The sequence below is a fragment of the Pigmentiphaga daeguensis genome (genome assembly GCF_039523035.1).
GTDB lineage: Bacteria > Pseudomonadota > Gammaproteobacteria > Burkholderiales > Burkholderiaceae_B > Pigmentiphaga > Pigmentiphaga daeguensis.
In genome coordinates this window covers 72,476-91,468 of sequence record NZ_BAAAEN010000006.1, presented here as the reverse complement: position 1 = coordinate 91,468, position 18,993 = coordinate 72,476, and the positions used below count along the sequence as shown (strand labels likewise).

The 18,993-nt window shown below is 69.1% G+C and carries 15 protein-coding genes; 9 read left to right on the top strand and 6 right to left on the bottom strand.

The window, feature by feature from the left end; genetic code table 11:
- Positions 1-25: 25 nt before the first annotated feature.
- Positions 26-940: a hypothetical protein gene (locus ABD104_RS10185; protein WP_176400683.1), complete on the bottom strand. Its 915-nt coding sequence runs from the start codon at positions 938-940 to the stop codon at positions 26-28.
- A 577-nt stretch (positions 941-1,517) separates the two neighbouring features.
- Between ABD104_RS10185 and ABD104_RS10180 the strand changes: the two genes are divergently transcribed.
- Positions 1,518-3,746 carry an NADP-dependent isocitrate dehydrogenase gene (locus ABD104_RS10180; protein WP_343927459.1) on the top strand — a complete coding sequence of 743 codons (2,229 nt, stop codon included), beginning with the start codon at positions 1,518-1,520 and terminating at the stop codon, positions 3,744-3,746.
- A 201-nt stretch (positions 3,747-3,947) separates the two neighbouring features.
- Here the strand turns inward: ABD104_RS10180 and ABD104_RS10175 are convergent, their stop codons facing one another.
- The 3 genes from ABD104_RS10175 to ABD104_RS10165 are packed head-to-tail and all read right to left on the bottom strand — an operon-like array spanning position 3,948 to position 7,469.
- Positions 3,948-4,709 (bottom strand): SDR family NAD(P)-dependent oxidoreductase, encoded by a 762-nt coding sequence (locus ABD104_RS10175; RefSeq protein WP_343927458.1) that lies wholly within the window; start codon positions 4,707-4,709, stop codon positions 3,948-3,950.
- 29 nt (positions 4,710-4,738) lie between these two features.
- Entirely contained in the window at positions 4,739-5,731 is a 993-nt protein-coding gene (locus ABD104_RS10170) for a Bug family tripartite tricarboxylate transporter substrate binding protein (RefSeq protein ID WP_279815662.1), read from the bottom strand.
- Between the two features lie 40 nt (positions 5,732-5,771).
- Positions 5,772-7,469, bottom strand: a complete 1,698-nt coding sequence (locus ABD104_RS10165; protein ID WP_279815663.1) for a GMC family oxidoreductase — start codon at positions 7,467-7,469, stop codon at positions 5,772-5,774.
- Between the two features lie 73 nt (positions 7,470-7,542).
- On the opposite strand from ABD104_RS10165, the gene ABD104_RS10160 reads away from it, so the two are divergent.
- Positions 7,543-8,451: a LysR family transcriptional regulator gene (locus ABD104_RS10160; RefSeq protein WP_165404399.1), complete on the top strand. Its 909-nt coding sequence runs from the start codon at positions 7,543-7,545 to the stop codon at positions 8,449-8,451.
- Between the two features lies 1 nt (position 8,452).
- On the opposite strand, the gene ABD104_RS10155 is transcribed toward ABD104_RS10160, so the two are convergent.
- A complete protein-coding gene (locus tag ABD104_RS10155; RefSeq protein ID WP_279815666.1) occupies positions 8,453-9,376 on the bottom strand; it encodes a LysR family transcriptional regulator in 924 nt (307 codons plus the stop codon).
- Positions 9,377-9,551: 175 nt separating this feature from the next.
- Between ABD104_RS10155 and ABD104_RS10150 the strand changes: the two genes are divergently transcribed.
- Both ABD104_RS10150 and ABD104_RS10145 read left to right on the top strand, forming a co-directional pair.
- A complete protein-coding gene (locus tag ABD104_RS10150; RefSeq protein WP_343927457.1) occupies positions 9,552-11,564 on the top strand; it encodes a tripartite tricarboxylate transporter substrate-binding protein in 2,013 nt (670 codons plus the stop codon).
- Between the two features lie 113 nt (positions 11,565-11,677).
- Positions 11,678-13,477 (top strand): PAS domain S-box protein, encoded by a 1,800-nt coding sequence (locus ABD104_RS10145; protein ID WP_338616688.1) that lies wholly within the window; start codon positions 11,678-11,680, stop codon positions 13,475-13,477.
- A 6-nt stretch (positions 13,478-13,483) separates the two neighbouring features.
- On the opposite strand, the gene ABD104_RS10140 is transcribed toward ABD104_RS10145, so the two are convergent.
- Positions 13,484-14,245 (bottom strand): IclR family transcriptional regulator, encoded by a 762-nt coding sequence (locus ABD104_RS10140; protein WP_087838038.1) that lies wholly within the window; start codon positions 14,243-14,245, stop codon positions 13,484-13,486.
- 69 nt (positions 14,246-14,314) lie between these two features.
- Between ABD104_RS10140 and ABD104_RS10135 the strand changes: the two genes are divergently transcribed.
- The 5 genes from ABD104_RS10135 (at position 14,315) to ABD104_RS10115 (ending at position 18,978) form a co-directional block, all read left to right on the top strand.
- Positions 14,315-14,827 carry a MaoC family dehydratase gene (locus tag ABD104_RS10135; RefSeq protein WP_343927456.1) on the top strand — a complete coding sequence of 171 codons (513 nt, stop codon included), beginning with the start codon at positions 14,315-14,317 and terminating at the stop codon, positions 14,825-14,827.
- Between the two features lie 11 nt (positions 14,828-14,838).
- A complete protein-coding gene (locus ABD104_RS10130) occupies positions 14,839-15,693 on the top strand; it encodes an HpcH/HpaI aldolase/citrate lyase family protein (RefSeq protein WP_343927455.1) in 855 nt (284 codons plus the stop codon).
- Positions 15,694-15,695: 2 nt separating this feature from the next.
- Positions 15,696-16,853, top strand: coding sequence for a CaiB/BaiF CoA transferase family protein (locus tag ABD104_RS10125; RefSeq protein ID WP_087838035.1), 1,158 nt, complete (start codon positions 15,696-15,698; stop codon positions 16,851-16,853).
- A gap of 32 nt (positions 16,854-16,885) precedes the next feature.
- Positions 16,886-17,857, top strand: a complete 972-nt coding sequence (locus tag ABD104_RS10120; protein WP_343927454.1) for a Bug family tripartite tricarboxylate transporter substrate binding protein — start codon at positions 16,886-16,888, stop codon at positions 17,855-17,857.
- A 143-nt stretch (positions 17,858-18,000) separates the two neighbouring features.
- Complete coding sequence (locus ABD104_RS10115; RefSeq protein ID WP_243724479.1) at positions 18,001-18,978, top strand: tripartite tricarboxylate transporter substrate binding protein; 978 nt, start codon at positions 18,001-18,003, stop codon at positions 18,976-18,978.
- The last annotated feature ends 15 nt before the right edge of the window (positions 18,979-18,993 follow it).

Genomic DNA, 18,993 nt, shown 5'->3' with positions numbered 1-18,993 from the left:
TCCGCGGCCGGCCCGGCCCGTTCCGCTAGACGATGTCGTCGCGGCTCCGGCCTCCCACGGTGGCCATCCAGCTTGCCACGAAGGCGCCGATCAGCATGGCCGCGAAGGCCCACAGGGCGAACGCAGCGGCCGCCTTGCGGGCCGTGTCCGCCGCCTGCCGCGCGGTCTGCTCGGCCTGCTGGGCCGCCTGCCGGGCACGCGTGACGACGTCGTCCACCCGCTTCTCGGCCGTGGCCTGGTCGGCGCCGGTCTGCGCCGAGACGACCCGCGCCAGGTAGCCGCGGTCCTCGGCGCTCAGCTCCCCGCGGGCCACGCTGGCGGCGACGATGCGGCCGACCTCGGCCCGCACCGCGCCGGGGTCCCCGGCCGGGTTGGGCTGTTCGCTCCGCAGCAGCAGGTCGGCCACGTAGCCGGTCGGCATGCCGCCCTGGTCCGTCTGCATCGCCTGCCCGGCGGCGGCCGTGGCTGCGGCGCCGGTGCCCGCGGCGATGGTGGCGCCGGCCTTCGCCGTGCCGGCCGCGGCGGACATCAGCGCTGAACCGAGCACGATGGCGCTGACGACGGCGCTCAGCGCCCACACCAGGAAGCCGTGCGCGGTGTCGCGGAAGTAGGTCTCGTCGGTGTGGATGCCGACCCATTTCGTGCGCAGCCGTCCGGCCAGGTAGCCGCCCAGGCCGTACGCGATGATGTGGGTCAGGATCATCCAGACGATGGCGCCTATGCCCAGCGCGGTGGCCGAGGCCCCTTCGCCGGACCACGGGGACATCGAGACGAAGCCCAGTCCCGCGCCGCCGGCGAGCAGCATGAAGGAGACCGCCGAGGCGATGACGGCGCCGGCGATGATGGCGGCCCAGGAGACCGCGGACGCGGGGGATTCGTTCGCGCGTGCCAGGGTGGGGCTGGAAACGTAAGAATTACCTGCGGATGTAGCGTTTTCCATGAGGTGGCCTTTTCTTGTGGTTGGAAGGAGGCGTGGACCGCGAAGCGGCGCTGGCGCTAGTGCCAGAACAGGGCGAGCAGGATGATGATGGGAATGGGAACGCCCAGGAGCCAGAGCAGGATGGCGCGCATGAAGATCTCCGATTGGAAGGTGGATGGACGGCGGCGGGCACGCATGTCCGCCACGGGCGACCCGATTGCGCAAGTGCCGTGCCCGGTCGAGCCGGAAAGGCGCGGTTGTCGCCGAGTCGCGTCCGGCGTGGCCGAGCGCTGGCGGTCCGCGTCGTGCTCGGATGTGCATGACGGGACCGCTTTCCCGTCGTTGCCGCCCGGGGCGCCGACCAGGCAGGCAGTGATAAAATCTCACTCCGCATTGTGAAAGCCGCGGATCCGGGGCCGGGAGGCCCGGGCCGCCACGGCATTCGCGAGGACGCGATTCTTCAGGCAATCGAAGCCGGCGCGCGGGTGTCAGGGCGCCCGCGCGACGTCCCCTGCATGGCCGCCAGTGCCATGCCCGGTCCCAGGGGGTTGTCCGAGAATCTCCACTACTTCCGTAATCGAGTGAGATTCAATAAAGAATGTCTACCACGTCGAAGATCATCTACACCCTCACTGACGAAGCGCCTGCACTGGCGACGTACTCGCTGCTGCCCATCGTCCAGGCTTTCACCCGTTCCGCCGGCGTCGACGTCGAAACGCGGGACATCTCCCTTTCCGGCCGCATCATCGCCGTGTTCCCCGAGTACCTGACCGACGCGCAGAAGATCTCGGACGACCTGGCCTACCTCGGCCAGCTGGCGACCAAGCCGGAAGCCAACATCATCAAGCTGCCCAACATCAGCGCCTCGATCCCGCAGCTCAAGGCCGCGATCAAGGAACTGCAGCAGAAGGGCTACAAGCTTCCCGACTATCCGGACGAGGTCAAGAACGACACCGACAAGGACGTCAAGGCCCGCTACGACAAGGTCAAGGGCAGCGCCGTGAACCCGGTCCTGCGCGAAGGCAACTCCGATCGCCGCGCGCCGCTGTCGGTCAAGAACTACGCCCGCAAGCACCCCCACAAGATGGGCGCCTGGAGCGCCGACTCGAAGTCGCACGTCGCCCACATGGAAAGCGGCGACTTCTACGGCAGCGAGAAGTCCGCCGTGGTCGAGAACGCCGGCAACGTCCGCATCGAGCTGGTGGGCAAGGACGGCACGACCAAGGTGCTGAAGGAAAAGACCGCGGTCAAGGCGGGCGAGATCATCGACGCCTCGACCATGAGCAAGAAGAAACTGGCCAGCTTCATCGAAGCCCAGATCGAGGACGCCAAGAAGCAGGGCGTGCTGTTCTCGGTGCACCTGAAGGCCACCATGATGAAGGTCTCGGACCCCATCCTGTTCGGCCAGGTGGTGTCCGTGTTCTTCAAGGATGTGCTGGCCAAGCACGCCGACGCGCTCAAGCAGGTCGGCTTCGACCCCAACAACGGCCTGGGCGACCTGTACGCCAAGATCAAGGACCTGCCGGCCGACAAGCAGGCCGAGATCGAAGCCGACATCAAGGCCGAATACGCCAGGCGTCCCGAACTGGCCATGGTGAACTCCGACAAGGGCATCACCAACCTGCACGTGCCCAGCGACGTCATCATCGACGCCTCGATGCCCGCCATGATCCGCGAGTCGGGCAAGATGTGGGGCCCGGACGGCCAGTTGCATGACGCCAAGGCCGTGATTCCCGATCGCTGCTACGCCGACGTCTACCAGGTCGTCATCGAGGACTGCAAGAAGAACGGCCCGTTCGACCCGGTCACGATGGGCACCGTGCCCAACGTCGGCCTGATGGCCCAGGCCGCCGAGGAATACGGTTCGCACGACAAGACCTTCCAGCTGCCGGCCGACGGCACGGTGCGCGTGGTCGACGAAGCCGGCAAGGTGCTGCTGGAGCAGCCGGTCGAAGCCGGCGACATCTTCCGCATGTGCCAGACCAAGGACGCGCCGATCCAGGACTGGGTCAAGCTGGCCGTCAGCCGCGCCCGCGCCACCGGCGCCCCGGCCGTGTTCTGGCTGGACAAGAACCGCGCCCACGATGCCCAGATCATCGCCAAGGTCGAGAAGTACCTGAAGGACCACGACACCAGCGGCCTGGACATCCGCATCCTGTCGCCGGTCGAGGCCACCCGGCTGTCGGTCGAGCGCATCCGCAAGGGCCAGGACACCATCTCGGTCACCGGCAACGTGCTGCGCGACTACCTGACCGACCTGTTCCCCATCATGGAACTGGGCACCAGCGCCAAGATGCTGTCCATCGTTCCGCTGATGGCCGGCGGCGGCCTGTTCGAGACCGGTGCCGGCGGCTCGGCGCCCAAGCACGTGCAGCAGTTCCTGGAAGAAGGCTTCCTGCGCTGGGATTCGCTGGGCGAGTTCCTGGCCCTGGCCGCTTCCATCGAACACCTGGCCGACACGTACAAGAACGCCAAGGCCAAGGTGCTGGCCACCACGCTGGACCAGGCCACCGGCAAGTTCCTGGACGAGGACAAGTCGCCCGCCCGCAAGGTCGGCGGCCTGGACAACCGCGGCAGCCACTTCTACCTGGCCCTGTACTGGGCCCAGGCCCTGGCCGCCCAGACCGGGGACAAGGAACTGCAGGCCGCGTTCGCGCCCGTCGCCAAGGAATTGGCCGACAACGAAGCCAAGATCGTGGCCGAGCTGGGCGCGGTGCAAGGCAAGCCGAACGACATCGGCGGCTACTACCGTCCCAGCGCCGAGCTGGCCAGCAAGGCCATGCGTCCCAGCGCCACGCTGAACGCGGCTTTGGCCAAGCTGGGGTAGAGGGCCCCCCTACGCGCTGACGCGCGCCCCAGCATGGTGAGCCCCCAGCCGCTACGCGGCAGCCCCCCGAGGGGGCGGGGACCCGCCTTGGGGCGGCCCGGCGCCGCTGTGCCCTGGGTTGGATGGACGTTCGTTGCGGTCTGAATGAAAAACGCCCTCACGGGCGTTTTTCATTTGCGGATCAAGTGCGGCTGTGGGGGACTAATAGGTGGCGCGCCCGCCGGACAGGTCGAAGACCGCGCCCGTGCTGAAGCTGCACGCCCGCGACGACAGCCAGGCCAGCATGGCGGCCAGTTCTTCCACTTCGCCGAGGCGGCCCATGGGAATCTTTTCCAGCAGCCGCTGCGTGCGTTCCGGCGCGATCTCGATGTTGCGGCGGGTCATGGGCGTGTTCAGCACGGTGGGCGCGACGCAGTTGACCAGCACGCCGCTGGCGGCGAATTCCTTGCCCAGGCTCTTGGTCAGCGCGATGACGCCCGCCTTGGCCGCGGAGTAGGAAGGCGTGTAGGGATTGCCTTCCTTGCCGGAGGTCGAGCCGACGTTGACCACGCGCCCGTATCCCGCCTGCGCCATGATGGGCATCACGGCCCGGCAGCAGTGGAAGGTGCCGGTCAGGTTGACGGCCAGGACGTCGTCCCAGTCGGCCAGCGACGACGAGGCCAGCGGGCCGGGCGGACGGATGATCCCCGCATTGTTGATCAGCACGTCGATCCGCCCCCAGCGGGCAAGGACGGCCTGGGCCGCCTGTTCCACCTGCTCGTGGCGCCGCACGTCCACCGTGCGCTGATCGATGCCGTCGGCCCGGGCCAGGGAGGCGGCCGACGCCCGCAGGGTCTCGGCGCCGGCATCCCACATCGACACTCGCGCGCCGGCGCCCAGCAGGTCCTGCGCGATGCGCAGCCCCACGCCGCTGGCCGCGCCGGTCACGACGGCCACCTGTCCCGAAAAATCGTATTTGACCACCTGTCTCTCCCTGTCCTTGCCTGATGCTGCTAGTAATCCGCCTTGATGCCCGCGGATTCCGCGAGCCTGCGATAGAGCCGCGTTTCCTTTTCGAGGAAGGCGCGGAAGTGCGCCGGCGACGTGTCCGCCGGCACGCCGGCGTTCTCGAGCACGCGGTCGCGCACCGCCGGGTCGCGCAGACTGCGGTCGATGGCCGAGGCCAGCACGTCGATGCGCGCGGCCGGCGTCCGTGCGGGCACCAGATAGCCTTGCCAGGCGGCGATGTCCATGCCGGCGATGCCGGATTCCTTCATCGTCGGGATGTCGGGCGCCAGGGCGGGCCGGGCATCGCCGGTCACCGCCAGGATCTTCATCTCGCCGCTGCGGTGCCGGGGAAAGACCGAGTTCATGTCCGAGAACACCAACTGCACCTGTTCGCCCAGCACGCCCACGATGGCGGGCCCCAGGCCCTTGTAGGGAACATGCAGGAGCCTGGTCCCGGTGGCGGACTGGAACAGCTCGCCGGCGAAATGGGGCTGGCTGCCCATGCCGGACGAGGCATAGGTGAGTTCGCCCGGGCGCCGCCGGGCCTGCGCCAGCACGTCCTGGATAGAGTCCAGGCCCGAGCCGCGCCGCGCGGCGATGCAATAGGGCGCGGTGAACATCAGGCTGACCGGCGCGAGCGCATCCAGCAGGCCCCGGCCCGAACGCTGCAGCGTCGCGCCGCGTTCGCGCAGCAGGACCGCGCTGGTGACATAGCTGCCCGTGGCCACGTACATCGTGTAGCCGTCGGGTTCGGCGCGGGCGGTGCCCTCCGCCGCCAGCGTGGTGCCGGCTCCGGGCCGGTTCTCCAGCACGATGGGCTGGTGAAGTTCTGCCTCCATGCTGCGAAAGAGGATGCGGGCCAGCAGGTCCGCGCCGCCGCCGGGGCTCAGGCCCAGCAGGGCCTTGACCGGCCGCGCGGGAAAGGTTTCCCCGAACGCGGGCCGGACGGTGATGGCGGCGCCGGCGGCGATGCCCAGGAAGGTCCGTCGTGTCAACATGATGTCTCCTTGTCCGCGCCCTTCGCGCGCGTGTTTTCTTTCATCGGTGCAGGAACATGGCCGAGATCTTCTCCGCGGCCATCATGACCGGAAGATTGGTGTTGGCGCGCGGGACCGCGGGCAGCAGGGACGCGTCGGCGATCGTCAGCCCCGCCACGCCATGGACCTGGCCGTCGGGCGCCGCCACCGACATCCGGGAGGCCGCCGGGCCCATCGCGCAGGTGCCGACATGGTGGTACTGGAGCACGATCGACGCTCGCAGCGCCGCCTGCATGGCCTGTGGACCGGCGGCGCCCAGCAGTGGATCCGGCAGCGGCTTCACCGCCAGCGCATACAGGGGTGACAGGAGTCCGGGCCAGAGGCCGCCGGCGGCGCTCATGGCGCGGCTGGCCAGGCGTGTCGCGGACGTGCGAAAGCCCATCCACGCGGCGGCCTTGCCCAGCTTGACGAGTCCGGTGCCGCCGCCGATAGCGCGCACGCGCGGGCTCTCCAGGAATTCCATCGCGGCGCGCACGCCCATCGACAGGCGCTCGACGTCCGACCGGTGATCGAGCATGTTGAAATCGATGGCCGGCGCGACCCGGCAGTCGCCGGCGCGCAAGGTGACCGATCCGCTCGATGCGGGGCGGTGCAGCACGACGTTCAGCACGCCCACGTGGCTGCCCGCGGCATGCCACGCGGCGCGGTCCCAGACCGACAGGTAGACGTCGCCGCCGGAGCGATGCGCGCCCGAGGACAGCCGCAGGGCCGCGTGCGCCGTCGGCAGGCCGGGCGGCAGTCCCTTTCCGCCTTTCAGGATGACGCCCAGGGGCACGGCGCAATGGTTCTGCAGGTTGCGGCCGACGCCGGGCAGATCCGCCACCGTCCGGATGCCCAGCGCTTCGAGCGCGGCGGCATCGCCGATGCCGGAACGCAGCAGCAGGGTGGGGGTCTGCAATGCGCCGGCGCACAGGAAGACGCGGCGAGCCAGGAAGAGACGCGGGGTGCCCGCCGATTCGGCCTCGACGCCGCACACGCGCCCCTGTTCGATCCGCAACCGCAGGCAGCGGGTGTCGGCCAGGATGTCCAGGTTGCCTCGGGCCCGCGTGGCCGTGCCCAGGTAGGCTCGGTTCGCGGAGCATCGGCCGCCCCGGTCGGTCGAGACCGGCTGGACGAAGCAGCCGTCGCGGAAATCGGTGTTGGGATCCGCGATACGCGGATAGCCCGCCTGCTCCCAGGTGTCGAGCAGGGCGTTGCTGAGCCGCCGATGCGGCGATGCCGCCTGCCGCGCGACGGCGATGGCGGCGGCATCGTCGCAGTCCTGGCGCGGATCGGCCGATTCGAGCCGGCGGAAGTAGGGTTCCACGTCGCGCCAGCTCCAGCCGTGCGCGCCGGCTTCGCACCATTCGTCGAAGTCCGCCGCGATTCCGCGCATCGCCACCATGGCGTTGATGGACGACGAGCCGCCCACGAGCCGGCCCTGCGGGACGCGGGCCATGCGGCGGTCGGCGCCGCCTACGATCTGTCCTTTCAGTCCGGGCCATTGCAGCGCCGCGTCGTAGGCCGAGAGCGGATAGGGGTGGCGGATGGCCGGCGTTTCCTGCGGACCGGGGTCCGGGCCCGCTTCGAGCAGCAGCACCCGGCAGCGGCCGTCCTCCGACAGGCGGCGGGCGACGATGCAGCCGGCGGATCCCGCGCCTATCACGATTGCGTCATAGCTTTTTTCCATGCCGCCACGATAGACCCGGCACGCGGGCATGGATCTCTGCTTCAAAGATGGCAGTGATCTTTTTCATGGATATCAAAAGGCGTTGTCCTGCTATGCTGGACCGATGAACGCTCCGCTGCTCGACATTGAATCCGCCCGCTACTTCCTGGCCGTGGCGCAAGCCCAGAGCATTTCCGCGGCGGCGGTGTCGCTCGGTACCGTGCAGTCCAACGTCTCCAACCGCATCGCCCAACTGGAGGGCAGCATCGGCGTGGCGCTGCTGCGCCGGCACAACCGGGGCGTCGGCCTGACCAGCGCGGGCGAGGCACTGCTGCCGCATTGCCGCGAATTGCTGCGCCTGTCGGCAAGCGCCGTCGCCTCGGTGCAGCAAGTCGCCGGAGGCCGTCCCGAATTGCGCATAGGCGCCTTCCATACGGCCACGGCAAGCCTGGTGCCCAGGGTGCTGTCCGGTTTCATCCGCGAGAACCGGGGCGTCCGGCTGACCGTGCGTGCGGGTACCACCGAGGAGATCCGCGCCTGTCTGAACGAAGGGGACATCGATTGCGCCTTCCTGCCCGGTGCCGCGGTGGACGGCACCATGATGGTCCAGGCCCGTTTCAATGAGCAACTGGGCTGGGTGGCGAAGACCGGGACGGTGCGGCCCGGCGGACGGCCGCTGATGCAGGTGCTGGCCGGATTGCCGCTGTATTCCGTGCGCCGCGGCGCGCTGTACGAAGCATCGGTCAGGCTGCTTTTCCAGGACGCGGGGGTCACCCCCGCGATGCCGCTTTTCCAGGAAGCGGGTTCGGCCGAGATCCTGCGCGAGATGCTGGCGCTGGGGGGCTGCTTCACCCTGGCCGGCCGCAGTGTCTTCGCGGCGGAAGTGGAGGCGGGCGTGCTGGAGTTCCATGCCGTGCCAGGACAGTCGCCCAGGCTGCAACCGGTGCTGGTCGGCGTGCGGGGCCGGACCCTGCCCGAGGTCCCTGCCTTGTTCGTCCGTTACGCCAAGGCGCGGGCCGCGCAGCCGTCCTGAACTACAGCCGCGCCGCCGGCGCCGATGGATAACCCGGGTCGCCGTAGGTCTGTCGCAGGTGATCGATGAACACCCGCACGCGCGAGGGCATGTGCCGGCGTTGGGGCACCACGGCATGGATGCCCACGGTCGCGACCGCGTAGTCGTCCAGCACCGAGCGCAGCCGGCCACGCCGCAGGTCGTCCTCGACTTCCCACAGCGCGCGCCAGGCCAGGCCCATGCCGGCCAGCGCCCATTGGTGCAGCGTCGAGCCGTCCGAACAGCGCAAGTTACCGGAGACGGGCTGTTGCAGCAGGCGCCCGTCCACGCGGAATTGCCAATGCCGGGCCTGCATCTGGCTTTCGCCGTGGAAGCACAGGCAGTTGTGGCGGGCGAGATCGGCGGGACGGACCGGTACGCCGGCGCGGTCCAGGTAGGCAGGGCTGCCGACCACCACGCGCCGCGTTCCGCCCAGCGGGATGGCGACCTGGCCACTGTCGGGCGGATCGCCGATGAAGAGCGCGCAATCGAAGTCGCCGGTGGGCAGGTTGGCGTAGTGGTCGTGCAGGTCCAGCGTGATGTCGAGCGAGGGATGGCGCGCCACCAGCGATGGGATCAGCGGGGCGATGTGGCGGCGCCCGAAGCCCGCCGGCGCGGTGACGCGCAGATGGCCGTGCGCGCCAGAGGCGCGGGCCGAGACCGCCGCCTCGGCCTGCTCAAGGTTGGCGAGCAAGGCGCGCGCGGCGTCCAGGAAGCCGGTGCCGGCTTCTGTCAGCGACAGTCCGCGCGGGCTGCGATGCACCAGCCGGGCCGCCAGGCGCTGCTCCAGCGCGTCGATGCGCTCGCGCATGACGTTGGGGGCCACGCCTTCGCTGCGGGCCGCGGCGGAAAAACTTCCGTGCAGCGCCACGGAAACGAAGGATTCGAGCTGCTTGTAGTGGTCCATGGCGCTCCCGGAGGCCGGACGGAACAGGTCGAGTGTGCCATGGCTCTATCGCCATACCTAGCGCTGTACGCTCGATTACATCGCATTTACCTACAGCTGTATTGACCGTGGCCGGCTTCCCCCGCCGTGGGACGCTAGGGACAATGCGTGCATTCCCACTCCGACGAGGCCCGACATGGCGCAGGACGTCCGCAACGCAACCCGGCCCTACGGCGGCTACGACCGCCGGCCCTCCACGACGCCCGACCGTGAACTGGCCGAGGTCGGCCGCGGCACGCCCGCCGGCGAGTACCTGCGCCGCTTCTGGCAGCCGGTGGCGCTGGCCGCCGATATCAAGGACCTGCCCGTGCCCATCACCATCCTGGGCGAGGAATTGGTGGTGTTCCGCGACCGCTCCGGCGCACTCGGTCTGCTGGAGCGCCATTGCAGCCATCGCCGCACTTCGCTGGAGTTCGCGCTGATCGTGGACCACGGGCTGCGCTGCGCCTACCATGGCTGGCACTACGGCGTGGACGGCGCGCTGCTGGACGTGCCGGGCGAGAAGGTGCCGGGCGAGAAGGTGCCGGGTGCGCTGGCGTCCCGCATGTACCACGGCGCCTATCCGGTGCGGGAATTCCGCGGCCTGGTGTTCGCGTACATGGGGCCGCCCGACCAGCGGCCGCCATTTCCCGACTACGACTTCATGCACCACGACGAGGAAGAATATCTGCCGTTCTGCTGGCATAACCCATGCAATTGGGTGCAATTGCGCGAGAACACGCAGGATCCCATCCACCTGACCTTTCTGCATTCGATGTTCGACGTGCAGCAGTTCGGCGACTACGCCTACGATCTTCCCGTCATCCAGGCCTGCGAGACGCCCATCGGGCAGATCACCACCAGCGTGCGGCGCGTGCATGACCTGTACTACTGCCGCGTCAACGAGCTGATCCTGCCCAACATCGCCCGCGTGCCCGACGGCATCCGCCTGGGCGACGCGATTCCCGAGAACATGGCTGGCGAGCCGGGCAGACGGCAGGCGATCGAGCTGCGCTACCGGCGCCAACTGCCTTCCAGCCATGGCCTGGGCCTGTCGACCTGGATCGTGCCCAACGACGATTTCAACGCGATGCACATGGGATGGCTGCATTTGTCGCCCAAATGGAGCGAAAAAGCGCGTGCCGACTACCTTGCCACGATCACCTTCGGCCAGACGGGCGAGCGCAGCTACGAGGAACGGCACCGCAACCCGGGCGACTGGGATGCCTGGGTCGCGCAGGGCAGGATGGCGATCCAGGCCAACGAGAACCTCACCGCCGCCGATGCCGGCATCGCCTTGTTCCGCCGCCAGTTGCGGGCGGGCATCCGCGCCGTGCAGGCGGGCGAGCGGCCCAAGGGCATGCGCGCCGAAGGCGAGGGCGTATGCCAGACCTATGGCTATGCCTTGACGCGGCCCGCCCCCTGCCTGCCGGACGAAGGCGCGGAGTGGGCGGCCAAGCAGGACTACGCCCAGGAGATGCAGCAGGACATCCTGGCCGCCCATCTGTTGCCCAAGGCAAGTACGCCAGCCGTCGTGCGCGCCTTCGCGCCGGTCATCCAGTTGTCGCAGGGCATGCTGCTGCTGGCCGCGCGGCCCGGCCTGGGCGTGTCCGACGCGGCGGGGCTGGTTGCGCTGGCGAAGAAACGCCCGGGCCTGAGCTATGGCAGCCCGGGCAGCGGCTCGCCCATGCACATCGCCGGAGAACTGTTCAACCGCGCGGCGGGCGTGTCGATCACGCATGTGCCCTACAAGGGCACGGCGCCCGCCATCACCGACCTGCTGGGCGGGCACATCGACCTGATCTACGGCGTGCCCGGCTCGCTCTGGCCCCATGTCCAGGCCGGCAAGATGGTGGCGCTGGGCGTCGTGCAGCCCACCCGTTCCCCGCTGCTGCCGCAGGTGCCGACGCTGGAGGAGCAGGGCGTGAAGGGGCTGGACGTGACGACCTGGTACGGCATGCTGGCGCCCGCCGGTACGCCCGCGCCGGTGGTCGCGCGGCTCAATCGCGAGGTCGCGGCCATCCTGGCCGAACCCGACGTGCAGAAGGAATTCCGCGCGCAGTGGGAAGTGCCGGTGGGGGGCTCGGCGGAAGACTTCACGCGGCGCACGCGCGACGACTACAGGCGTGCGGGTGCGATCGTCGCCGAGTTCGGCATCCGCCTGGATTGAAGCCTTCGGCGCGGAGAAAGGTTCGTGATGACCGAAGTTATGCGCACTCAGGGTTGTCCCTGATCCATTCCCCCGGGGCGCGGCCGAGATCCTGGTATTCATAGGAGGTCGGCATGTCGGGAACCGCAAGTCGCTTGGCGCGCGTATTCGAATTCCGTTCGGATCGTTCCACCCAGGTGCTGGAACAGGCCGTCGATGCGGTGGTCAGCATCGACCAGCACAACAACGTGACCTTCTACAACGCCGCGGCGCAGCGGCTATGGGGCTACGAGCGATCGGAAGTGATCGGGCGCAACGTCAAGATGCTGGTGCCGCAGGCCATCCAGGCGGCCCACGACGGCTACGTCAACGCCCACCGCGAGACCGGACAGAACAAGATCGTGGGCACCAGCCGCAAGGTGCAGATCGACCGCAAGGACGGCCGCAAGGTCTGGGTCAGCCTGTCCCTGTCGCGGGTGAACATCGGCCGGCACATCACCTACACCGCCTTCGTGCGCGACATCACCGCGCAGCACGAGGAGCGCGAGACTATCAACCAGACGCTGGAGCAGGCGCTGGACGCGGTGGTGTCCATCGACGAGAAGAACAACGTCACCTTCTTCAATGCCGCCGCCGAGCGCTTCTGGGGCTATGACCGCGCGGAGGTGATCGGGCGCAACGTCAAGATGCTGGTGCCGCGCGGCATCCAGGCCGACCACGACCGGCTGGTCCAGGCCAACCGCGAGACCGGCAAGGACAAGATCGTGGGCACCAGTCGCGAGGTGCAGGTCGAGCGCAAGGACGGCACCCAGGCCTGGGGCGCGCTGTCGCTGTCCAAGATCCGGGTCGGCGACCGTATCCTGTACACCGCTTTCGTCAAGGACATCTCGCGCGAGCGAGAAGTGCGCGAGGTCATCAACCAGACGCTGGAGCAGGCCATCGACGCCGTGGTCTCGATCGACGCCGAGAACAACGTCACGTTCTTCAATTCGGCCGCCGAACGGCTGTGGGGCTATGACCGCGCGGAGGTGATCGGGCGCAACGTCAAGATGCTGGTGCCCCAGGCCATCCAGGCCGCCCACGATGGCTACGTGAACGCCAACCGCAGCACCGGCGTGGACAAGATCGTGGGCACCAGCCGCGAGGTGAGGCTCGAGCGCAAGGACGGCGCCAAGGTGTGGGCCAGCCTGTCGCTGTCGCGCGTGAAGGTGGGCGACCGCATCACCTACACGGCCTTCGTCAAGGACATCACGGGCGAGCACAACGCGCGCGAGATGATGAACCAGACGCTGGAGCAGGCGCTGGACGCGGTGGTCACCATCGACGAACAGAACAACGTCACTTTCTTCAACGCCGCGGCCGAACGCCTGTGGGGCTACGGCCGCGACGAGGTCCTGGGCAGGAACGTCAAGATGCTGGTGCCCCATGCCATCCAGGCCGACCACGACCGGCTGGTCGAGGCCAACCGCGAGACCGGCAAGGACAAGATCGTGGGCACCAGCCGCGAGGTGCCCATCGAGCGCAAGGACGGCACGCGCGTATGGGGCCTCCTGTCGCTGTCGAAGATACGGCTCGAGGGCAAGATCGCCTACACCGCCTTCCTGAAGAACGTGCAGGCCGAGCATACCGAGCGCGAGACCACGCACAGCGCCATGAATTCCGTGCTGGCCTCCAGCGAGCAGATCGGCCAGATCGTGGCGGTCATCAACGAGATCGCCGCGCAGACCAACCTGCTGTCGCTGAACGCGGCCATCGAGGCCGCCCGCGCCGGCGACGCCGGGCGTGGTTTCGCGGTGGTGGCCGACGAAGTGCGCAAGCTCGCCATGCGTTCGTCCACGTCGGCCAGCGAGATCGGCTCGCTGGTCGAAGAGACCAAGGACCGGATCAACGAACTGGCCCGCTCGCTGCGCCTGGACGAGAACGGGGCGGCGTAGGCGGTGTCAGGCCGGCGCCGCGTTGGCGCGGCCGACCTCGGCGGCCAGCCTGGCCGCCGCTTCCACCAGCATCCCGCCTATCTGCCGCACCTGCGGTTTCGCGCGCTCCAGCGGCGCCCCGACGGTCAGTGCATAGGGCGTGCCATACAGCACCACCGGGGCGGCCACCGACAGCGTGTCGGCCTGGTGCTCGCCCAGGTTCACGTGATAGCCCCGCCGGTCCCCTTCCTCCAGCATCTTTTGTAGCGCGTCCCGCGTCGTTGGCGTCTGGTCGGTGAAGCGCGGCAGCGGCATGCGCGCGAGCAGCGCCTCGCGTTCGGCCGGCGCCATCGCGGCCAGCAGCGCGCGCCCCGAGGCGGCGGCGTGCAGGGGCTTGAGTTCGCCGGTGCGGGCGGTGAAGCGGACGATGCGCTCGGGTTCGGCCACGTCCAGGTAGAGCACCTGGCTGTCCGAGCGCTGGGCCAGGATCAGCGTCTCGCGCAGCTTGTCGCGCAGTTCTTCCAGCACCGGCCGGACGCGGGCGGCCAACTGGTCGTGTTCGGCGATGGCGCGCGCCTCGTTGAACCAGCGGCGCGTCAGGTAGTAGCGGCCGCCCGTCTGGTGGGCGTAGCCTTCCCCTTCCAGGGTATCCAGCAGCGCCAGGCAACTGGACTTGGGAAACCCCAGCGCCGCCGAGATCTGCGTCAGCGAGGCCGGCGCCCGGGTCTGGGCGAAAAATTGCAGGATGGTCAGCACCCGCTTGGCGCTTTTCACGTCGTTCGTATTCATGGGCAAAAGTCTATAGGCATGAATGCGAGGGGGCCACTTCCCGGCGCCGGCGCCTGGGCAGGCTTGAATATGGATGTTCAAGTATATAAACTTTTTTTCATAGACAAGAACAATGATCAGGAGACGACGATGGCCGGACTGTATTTCGAACAGTTCTCCCCGGGGCAGGAGTTCGCCCACGATTGGACCCGCACGGTCACGGAAATGGACAACGTGCTGTTCAGCTCGCTGACCATGAACGTGCAGCCGCTGCACATCGATGCGCACTTCGCGGCCGGGACGGAATTCAAGCGCCCGCTGGTGAACAGCCTGTTCACGCTGGGGCTGATGATAGGGATGACGGTGAACGACACCACGCTGGGCACCACGGTGGCCAACCTGGGCATGAGCGAGGTCGCCTTCCCCAAGCCGGTATTCGCCGGCGATACGCTGCACGTGCGCACCCGCGTGCTGTCGGTGCGCGAAAGCCGTTCGCGCCCGAACGCCGGCATCGTGGAATTCGAGCACCTCGCGCTGAACCAGGACGACGACATCGTCGCCCGCTGCAAGCGCTCCGCCCTGATGCACAAGGCTCCGGCCTAGAGGAGACCGCCATGGTCCGCTCGATGCTGTTCGTTCCGGGCGATGCGCCGCGCAAGTTCGACAAGGCCGCCGCCAGTCCCGCCGATGCCCTGATCCTCGACCTGGAGGACTCGGTCGCGCCCGATCGCAAGGCCGTGGCGCGGGACGCCGTGCGCGCCATGCTGGGCCAGGCGCCCGCGGCCAAGCAGGCGTGGGTGCGCATCAATGCGCTGGACAGCGGCCAGGCGCTGGCCGACCTGGCGGCCGTCGTGCCCGGTCGGCCGTTCGGCATCGTGCTGCCCAAATGTGCCCGGCGCGCCGACCTGGAGCGGGCGGCCCACTACCTGGACGCCTGCGAGGCCATGGCCGGATTGCCCGAGGGCGGCATACGCGTCCTGGCCATCGTGACCGAAACCGCGCGTTCGCTGTTCGGCCTGCATGACTATGCCGGCGCCACGCCCCGGCTGTGGGGGCTGTCCTGGGGCGCGGAAGACCTGGCCGCGAACCTGGGCGCGCGCGGCAACCGCGAGGCCGGCCGCTACACCGAGCCGTTCCGGCTGGCGCGTTCCCTGTGCCTGGCGGCCGCGGCGGCAGCGGGCGTGCGGGCGGTGGATACCGTGTGCGTGGACCTGGACGCGCCCGACATCCTGGCGGATGAAACGCGCGAGGCGGTACGCGACGGTTTCGTCGCCAAGCTGGCCATCCACCCTCGCCACGTGGAGCCGATCAACCGGCTGCTGACACCCGACGAAGCCCAGTTGCAGTGGGCCCGGGCGGTGGTCCGGGCGTTCGACGCCCATCCCGGCGCGGGCACGCTGAACCTGGACGGCAAGATGATCGACCGGCCGCACCTGCGGCTGGCGCGCCGGCTGCTGGGAGGAGAATGAACATGGCCGGTCCGCTGGACGGGGTGCGCATCCTGGACATGAGCACCGTCGGCATGGGGCCCATGGCGACCCAGATGCTGGGGGACATGGGCGCCGACGTGATCAAGGTCGAGCCGCCGGCGGGCGATGTGTTCCGGCACGTCACGCCCCAACGCCATGCGGGCATGAGCCATGCCCACCTGAACCTGAACCGCAACAAGCGCAGCGTGGTGCTCGACGCCAAGACCCCGCGCGGCCTCGAGGCGCTGCTGGAACTGATCGCCGGGGCCGACGTGTTCGTCTCCAACATGCGGGCGCCGGCGCTGCGGCGCCTGGGGCTGGACCACGAAACGCTGGCGCCGCGCTTTCCCAGGCTCATCCATTGCGTCTGCTATGGCTATTCCGAGCGCGGCCCCTACGCGGGCCGGCCGGCCATCGACGATACGATCCAGGCGGCATCGGGCCTGGCGTGGCTGCAGGGGGCGGGCGGCGCCGAGCCACCGCGCTACGTCAACTCGGTCGTGGCCGACAAGACCGTCGCGCTGTACGTGTCCAACGCCATCGCCTGCGCCCTGTACGCGCGTGAACGCACCGGCACCGGGCAGTCCATAGAAGTGCCCATGTTCGAATGCATGGTGGCCTTCCTGGCGCCGGAGCACCTGGCCGGCCGCAGTTTCGTGCCGGCCGAGGGCGAGGCCGGCTATGCCCGGCTGCTGAACGACTATCGCCGGCCCTTCGCGACGCGTGACGGCTACCTGAGCGTGGTCCCCTATACCGATGCCCAATGGCGGCGCTTTTTCGCGCTGGCCGGCGACCCGGGCATGGCGGACGATCCGCGCTATTGCACCGCCCGCGACCGCAGCCGGCATTTTCCCGAGCTGTACCGCTACGTCGAGGACACCCTGCGCACGCGCACCACCGCGCAATGGCTGGCGGCGCTGGAGACCGCCGATATTCCCTTCGCGCCTGTGCACAGCTTCGACGACCTGCTGGCCGACCCGCACCTGGCCGCGCTGGGTTTCTGGCGCGAATGCGAACACCCCACCGAAGGCCGCCTGCGCCAGGCCGGCATCCCTGTGCATTTCGGCGCGACCCCGGGCGACGTGCGCCGGCATGCGCCGGGCCTGGGCGAACACACCGAAGAAGTGCTGGGCGGCCGGACCTGGTCCACGCCGCGCTGACGACAACCACGACAAGGAAAGAGGAGACTTCTATGCGGAAGGTGATCGCGCTGGGCCTGGCATGCGCCGCCCTGCATGCCGGAATGCTGGCGCATGCCCAGGGCTATCCCGAGGCGGGCAGGACCGTGCGCTTCGTGATCGGCTTCCCGGCCGGCAGCTCCATCGACAACGTGTCGCGCATCGTGACCGACGACATACGCGCCCGCACGGGCGCCGTGATCGTCGTCGAGAACCGGGCCGGGGCGCTGGGCGCGCTGGGCGTGGACGCGGTGGCGCGCGCCGCGCCCGACGGCTACACCATGATGCCCAGTTCCAGCGCCACCAGTTCCTCGGGCCCCTTCCTGTCCAAGGCCATCCAGAAGCACGACGCGTTGGCGGACTTCACCCAGGTGGCCCGCATGGTGCGCTTCGACGTGGTGGTGGTGACCCGCGCCGCGGGCGGGCACGCGGACGCCAGGAGCCTGATCGCGGCCGGCCGCGCCAAGCCGAAATCACTGGCCACCGGGTACGGGTCGGGCACCGGCCAGGTCGCCTCGGCCGCCTTCAGCCGCGCCGCCGGCATGGAGGTGCTGAGTGTGCCCTACAAGGGCCAGCCCGCGGCCGTGACCGACCTGCTGGGCGGCCGGGTGGATTTCGTTTCCTCCGACCTGGGCGCCGTGCTGCCGCAGATCGGCGCGCACAACCTGCACGCCATCGCGCTGGTGTCCAACAAGCGTTCCACCATCCTGCCCGACGTTCCGACCGCCGCCGAGCTGGGCCTGTCCGGGCTGGACCTGACAGGCTGGATAGGCGTGGCCGGGCCGGCGCGGCTTCCCGCCCAGGTGGTGCAATGGTGGCAGGAGCAGTTGAAGCTGTCGCTGAACAAGCCAGAGGTCAAGGAACGCCTGCGCGGCATGGGCATGGAGACCGACTTCCTGGCCGGAGACGATTTCCAGCGCTTCGTGCGCGCCCAGTACGAGGAATGGGGCGCGCAGATCCGGCACGCGGGGATCCAGGCGGAGTAGGCGCGGCGCCCGTTGCGCCGCCGTACATATCAGCTTTGCCTTCCCCGGACCTGGGACGGGGAAGTGCGCGCTTCTATAGTGGGTCGCAGCGCCATGGCCGGATGCGGCCGGATGGCGGACAACCATAAGCCATGGAGACGACCTTGAAACGCGCACTCGCCATCCTGCTCGGAGGCCTGGCGGCCACGGCCCTGCTGCTGCCTGCCGCCCACGCCCAGTCCGACTACCCCACCCGGCCGGTCACCCTGATCAACCCCTACGCGCCGGGCGGCCCCGCCGATACGCTGGCCAGGGAGCTGGCATCCCGGCTCAAGGACCGCCTGGGCCAGCCCGTCGTCGTCGAGAACAAGGCCGGCAGCGGGGCCATGGTGGGCACCGGCTACGTGGCGCGCGCCAAGCCCGACGGCTATACCCTGCTGATGGGCACCTCGCCCGGCATGGTGGTCGGTCCGCTGATCGAGCGCGCGACCTACGACGGCCTGAAGGACTTCGACCTGGTCGGCCTGGTCGCCAACCAGCCCGTGGTCCTGGTGGCCAACGCCAAGCTCGGCATCAACACCATGCAGGACCTGCTCGACCGCGCGCGCAAGCAGCCCGGCAAGCTCAACTTCGCGTCGGCCGGCACCGGCGGCCCGACCCACCTGGCCGGCGAACTGCTGCGCCGGCGCGCCAACATAGACATCACCCACGTTCCCTACAAGGGCGCCGCCCCGGCCCTGCAGGACCTGATCGGCGGCCAGGTCGAGCTGGGCATGCTGAGCGCCTCGCCCGTGCTGCCCTTCGTCAAGGACGGCCGCCTGAAGGCCATCGCCTATACCGGTGCCAAGCGGTCTTCGCTGCTGCCCGACGTGCCCACGATGGCCGAGGCCGGCATCAAGAACTGGAACGAAGTCTCCACCTGGTATGCGCTGGCGGCGCCGCGCGGCACGCCCCCGGCTATCATCGAGAAACTGAGCTCGGCGCTGACGGCGATCAACGCCGAGCCGGAACACCAGCGCTTCCTGGCGCAGCAGGATGGCAGCATCGACAACATGACGCCGGCCGAAGTCACCGCCTTCGCCCAGAAGGACAAGACGGCGATGACCGAACTGCTGGGCGCCCTGGACATGCTGGCGAAATGAACCCCCGCGGGCGCG

Excerpts from the sequence above, each read along its gene's own strand:
- ABD104_RS10180 (WP_343927459.1), top strand. The coding sequence starts at position 1,518 with ATGTCTACCACGTCGAAGATCATCTACACCCTCACTGACGAAGCGCCT.
- ABD104_RS10145 (WP_338616688.1), top strand. The coding sequence starts at position 11,678 with ATGTCGGGAACCGCAAGTCGCTTGGCGCGCGTATTCGAATTCCGTTCG.
- ABD104_RS10125 (WP_087838035.1), top strand. The coding sequence starts at position 15,696 with ATGGCCGGTCCGCTGGACGGGGTGCGCATCCTGGACATGAGCACCGTC.
- ABD104_RS10135 (WP_343927456.1), top strand. The coding sequence starts at position 14,315 with ATGGATGTTCAAGTATATAAACTTTTTTTCATAGACAAGAACAATGAT.
- ABD104_RS10155 (WP_279815666.1), bottom strand. The coding sequence starts at position 9,376 with ATGGACCACTACAAGCAGCTCGAATCCTTCGTTTCCGTGGCGCTGCAC.
- ABD104_RS10160 (WP_165404399.1), top strand. The coding sequence starts at position 7,543 with ATGAACGCTCCGCTGCTCGACATTGAATCCGCCCGCTACTTCCTGGCC.
- ABD104_RS10120 (WP_343927454.1), top strand. The coding sequence starts at position 16,886 with ATGCGGAAGGTGATCGCGCTGGGCCTGGCATGCGCCGCCCTGCATGCC.
- ABD104_RS10185 (WP_176400683.1), bottom strand. The coding sequence starts at position 940 with ATGGAAAACGCTACATCCGCAGGTAATTCTTACGTTTCCAGCCCCACC.
- ABD104_RS10140 (WP_087838038.1), bottom strand. The coding sequence starts at position 14,245 with ATGAATACGAACGACGTGAAAAGCGCCAAGCGGGTGCTGACCATCCTG.
- ABD104_RS10130 (WP_343927455.1), top strand. The coding sequence starts at position 14,839 with ATGGTCCGCTCGATGCTGTTCGTTCCGGGCGATGCGCCGCGCAAGTTC.
- ABD104_RS10165 (WP_279815663.1), bottom strand. The coding sequence starts at position 7,469 with ATGCCCGCGTGCCGGGTCTATCGTGGCGGCATGGAAAAAAGCTATGAC.
- ABD104_RS10170 (WP_279815662.1), bottom strand. The coding sequence starts at position 5,731 with ATGTTGACACGACGGACCTTCCTGGGCATCGCCGCCGGCGCCGCCATC.
- ABD104_RS10150 (WP_343927457.1), top strand. The coding sequence starts at position 9,552 with ATGGCGCAGGACGTCCGCAACGCAACCCGGCCCTACGGCGGCTACGAC.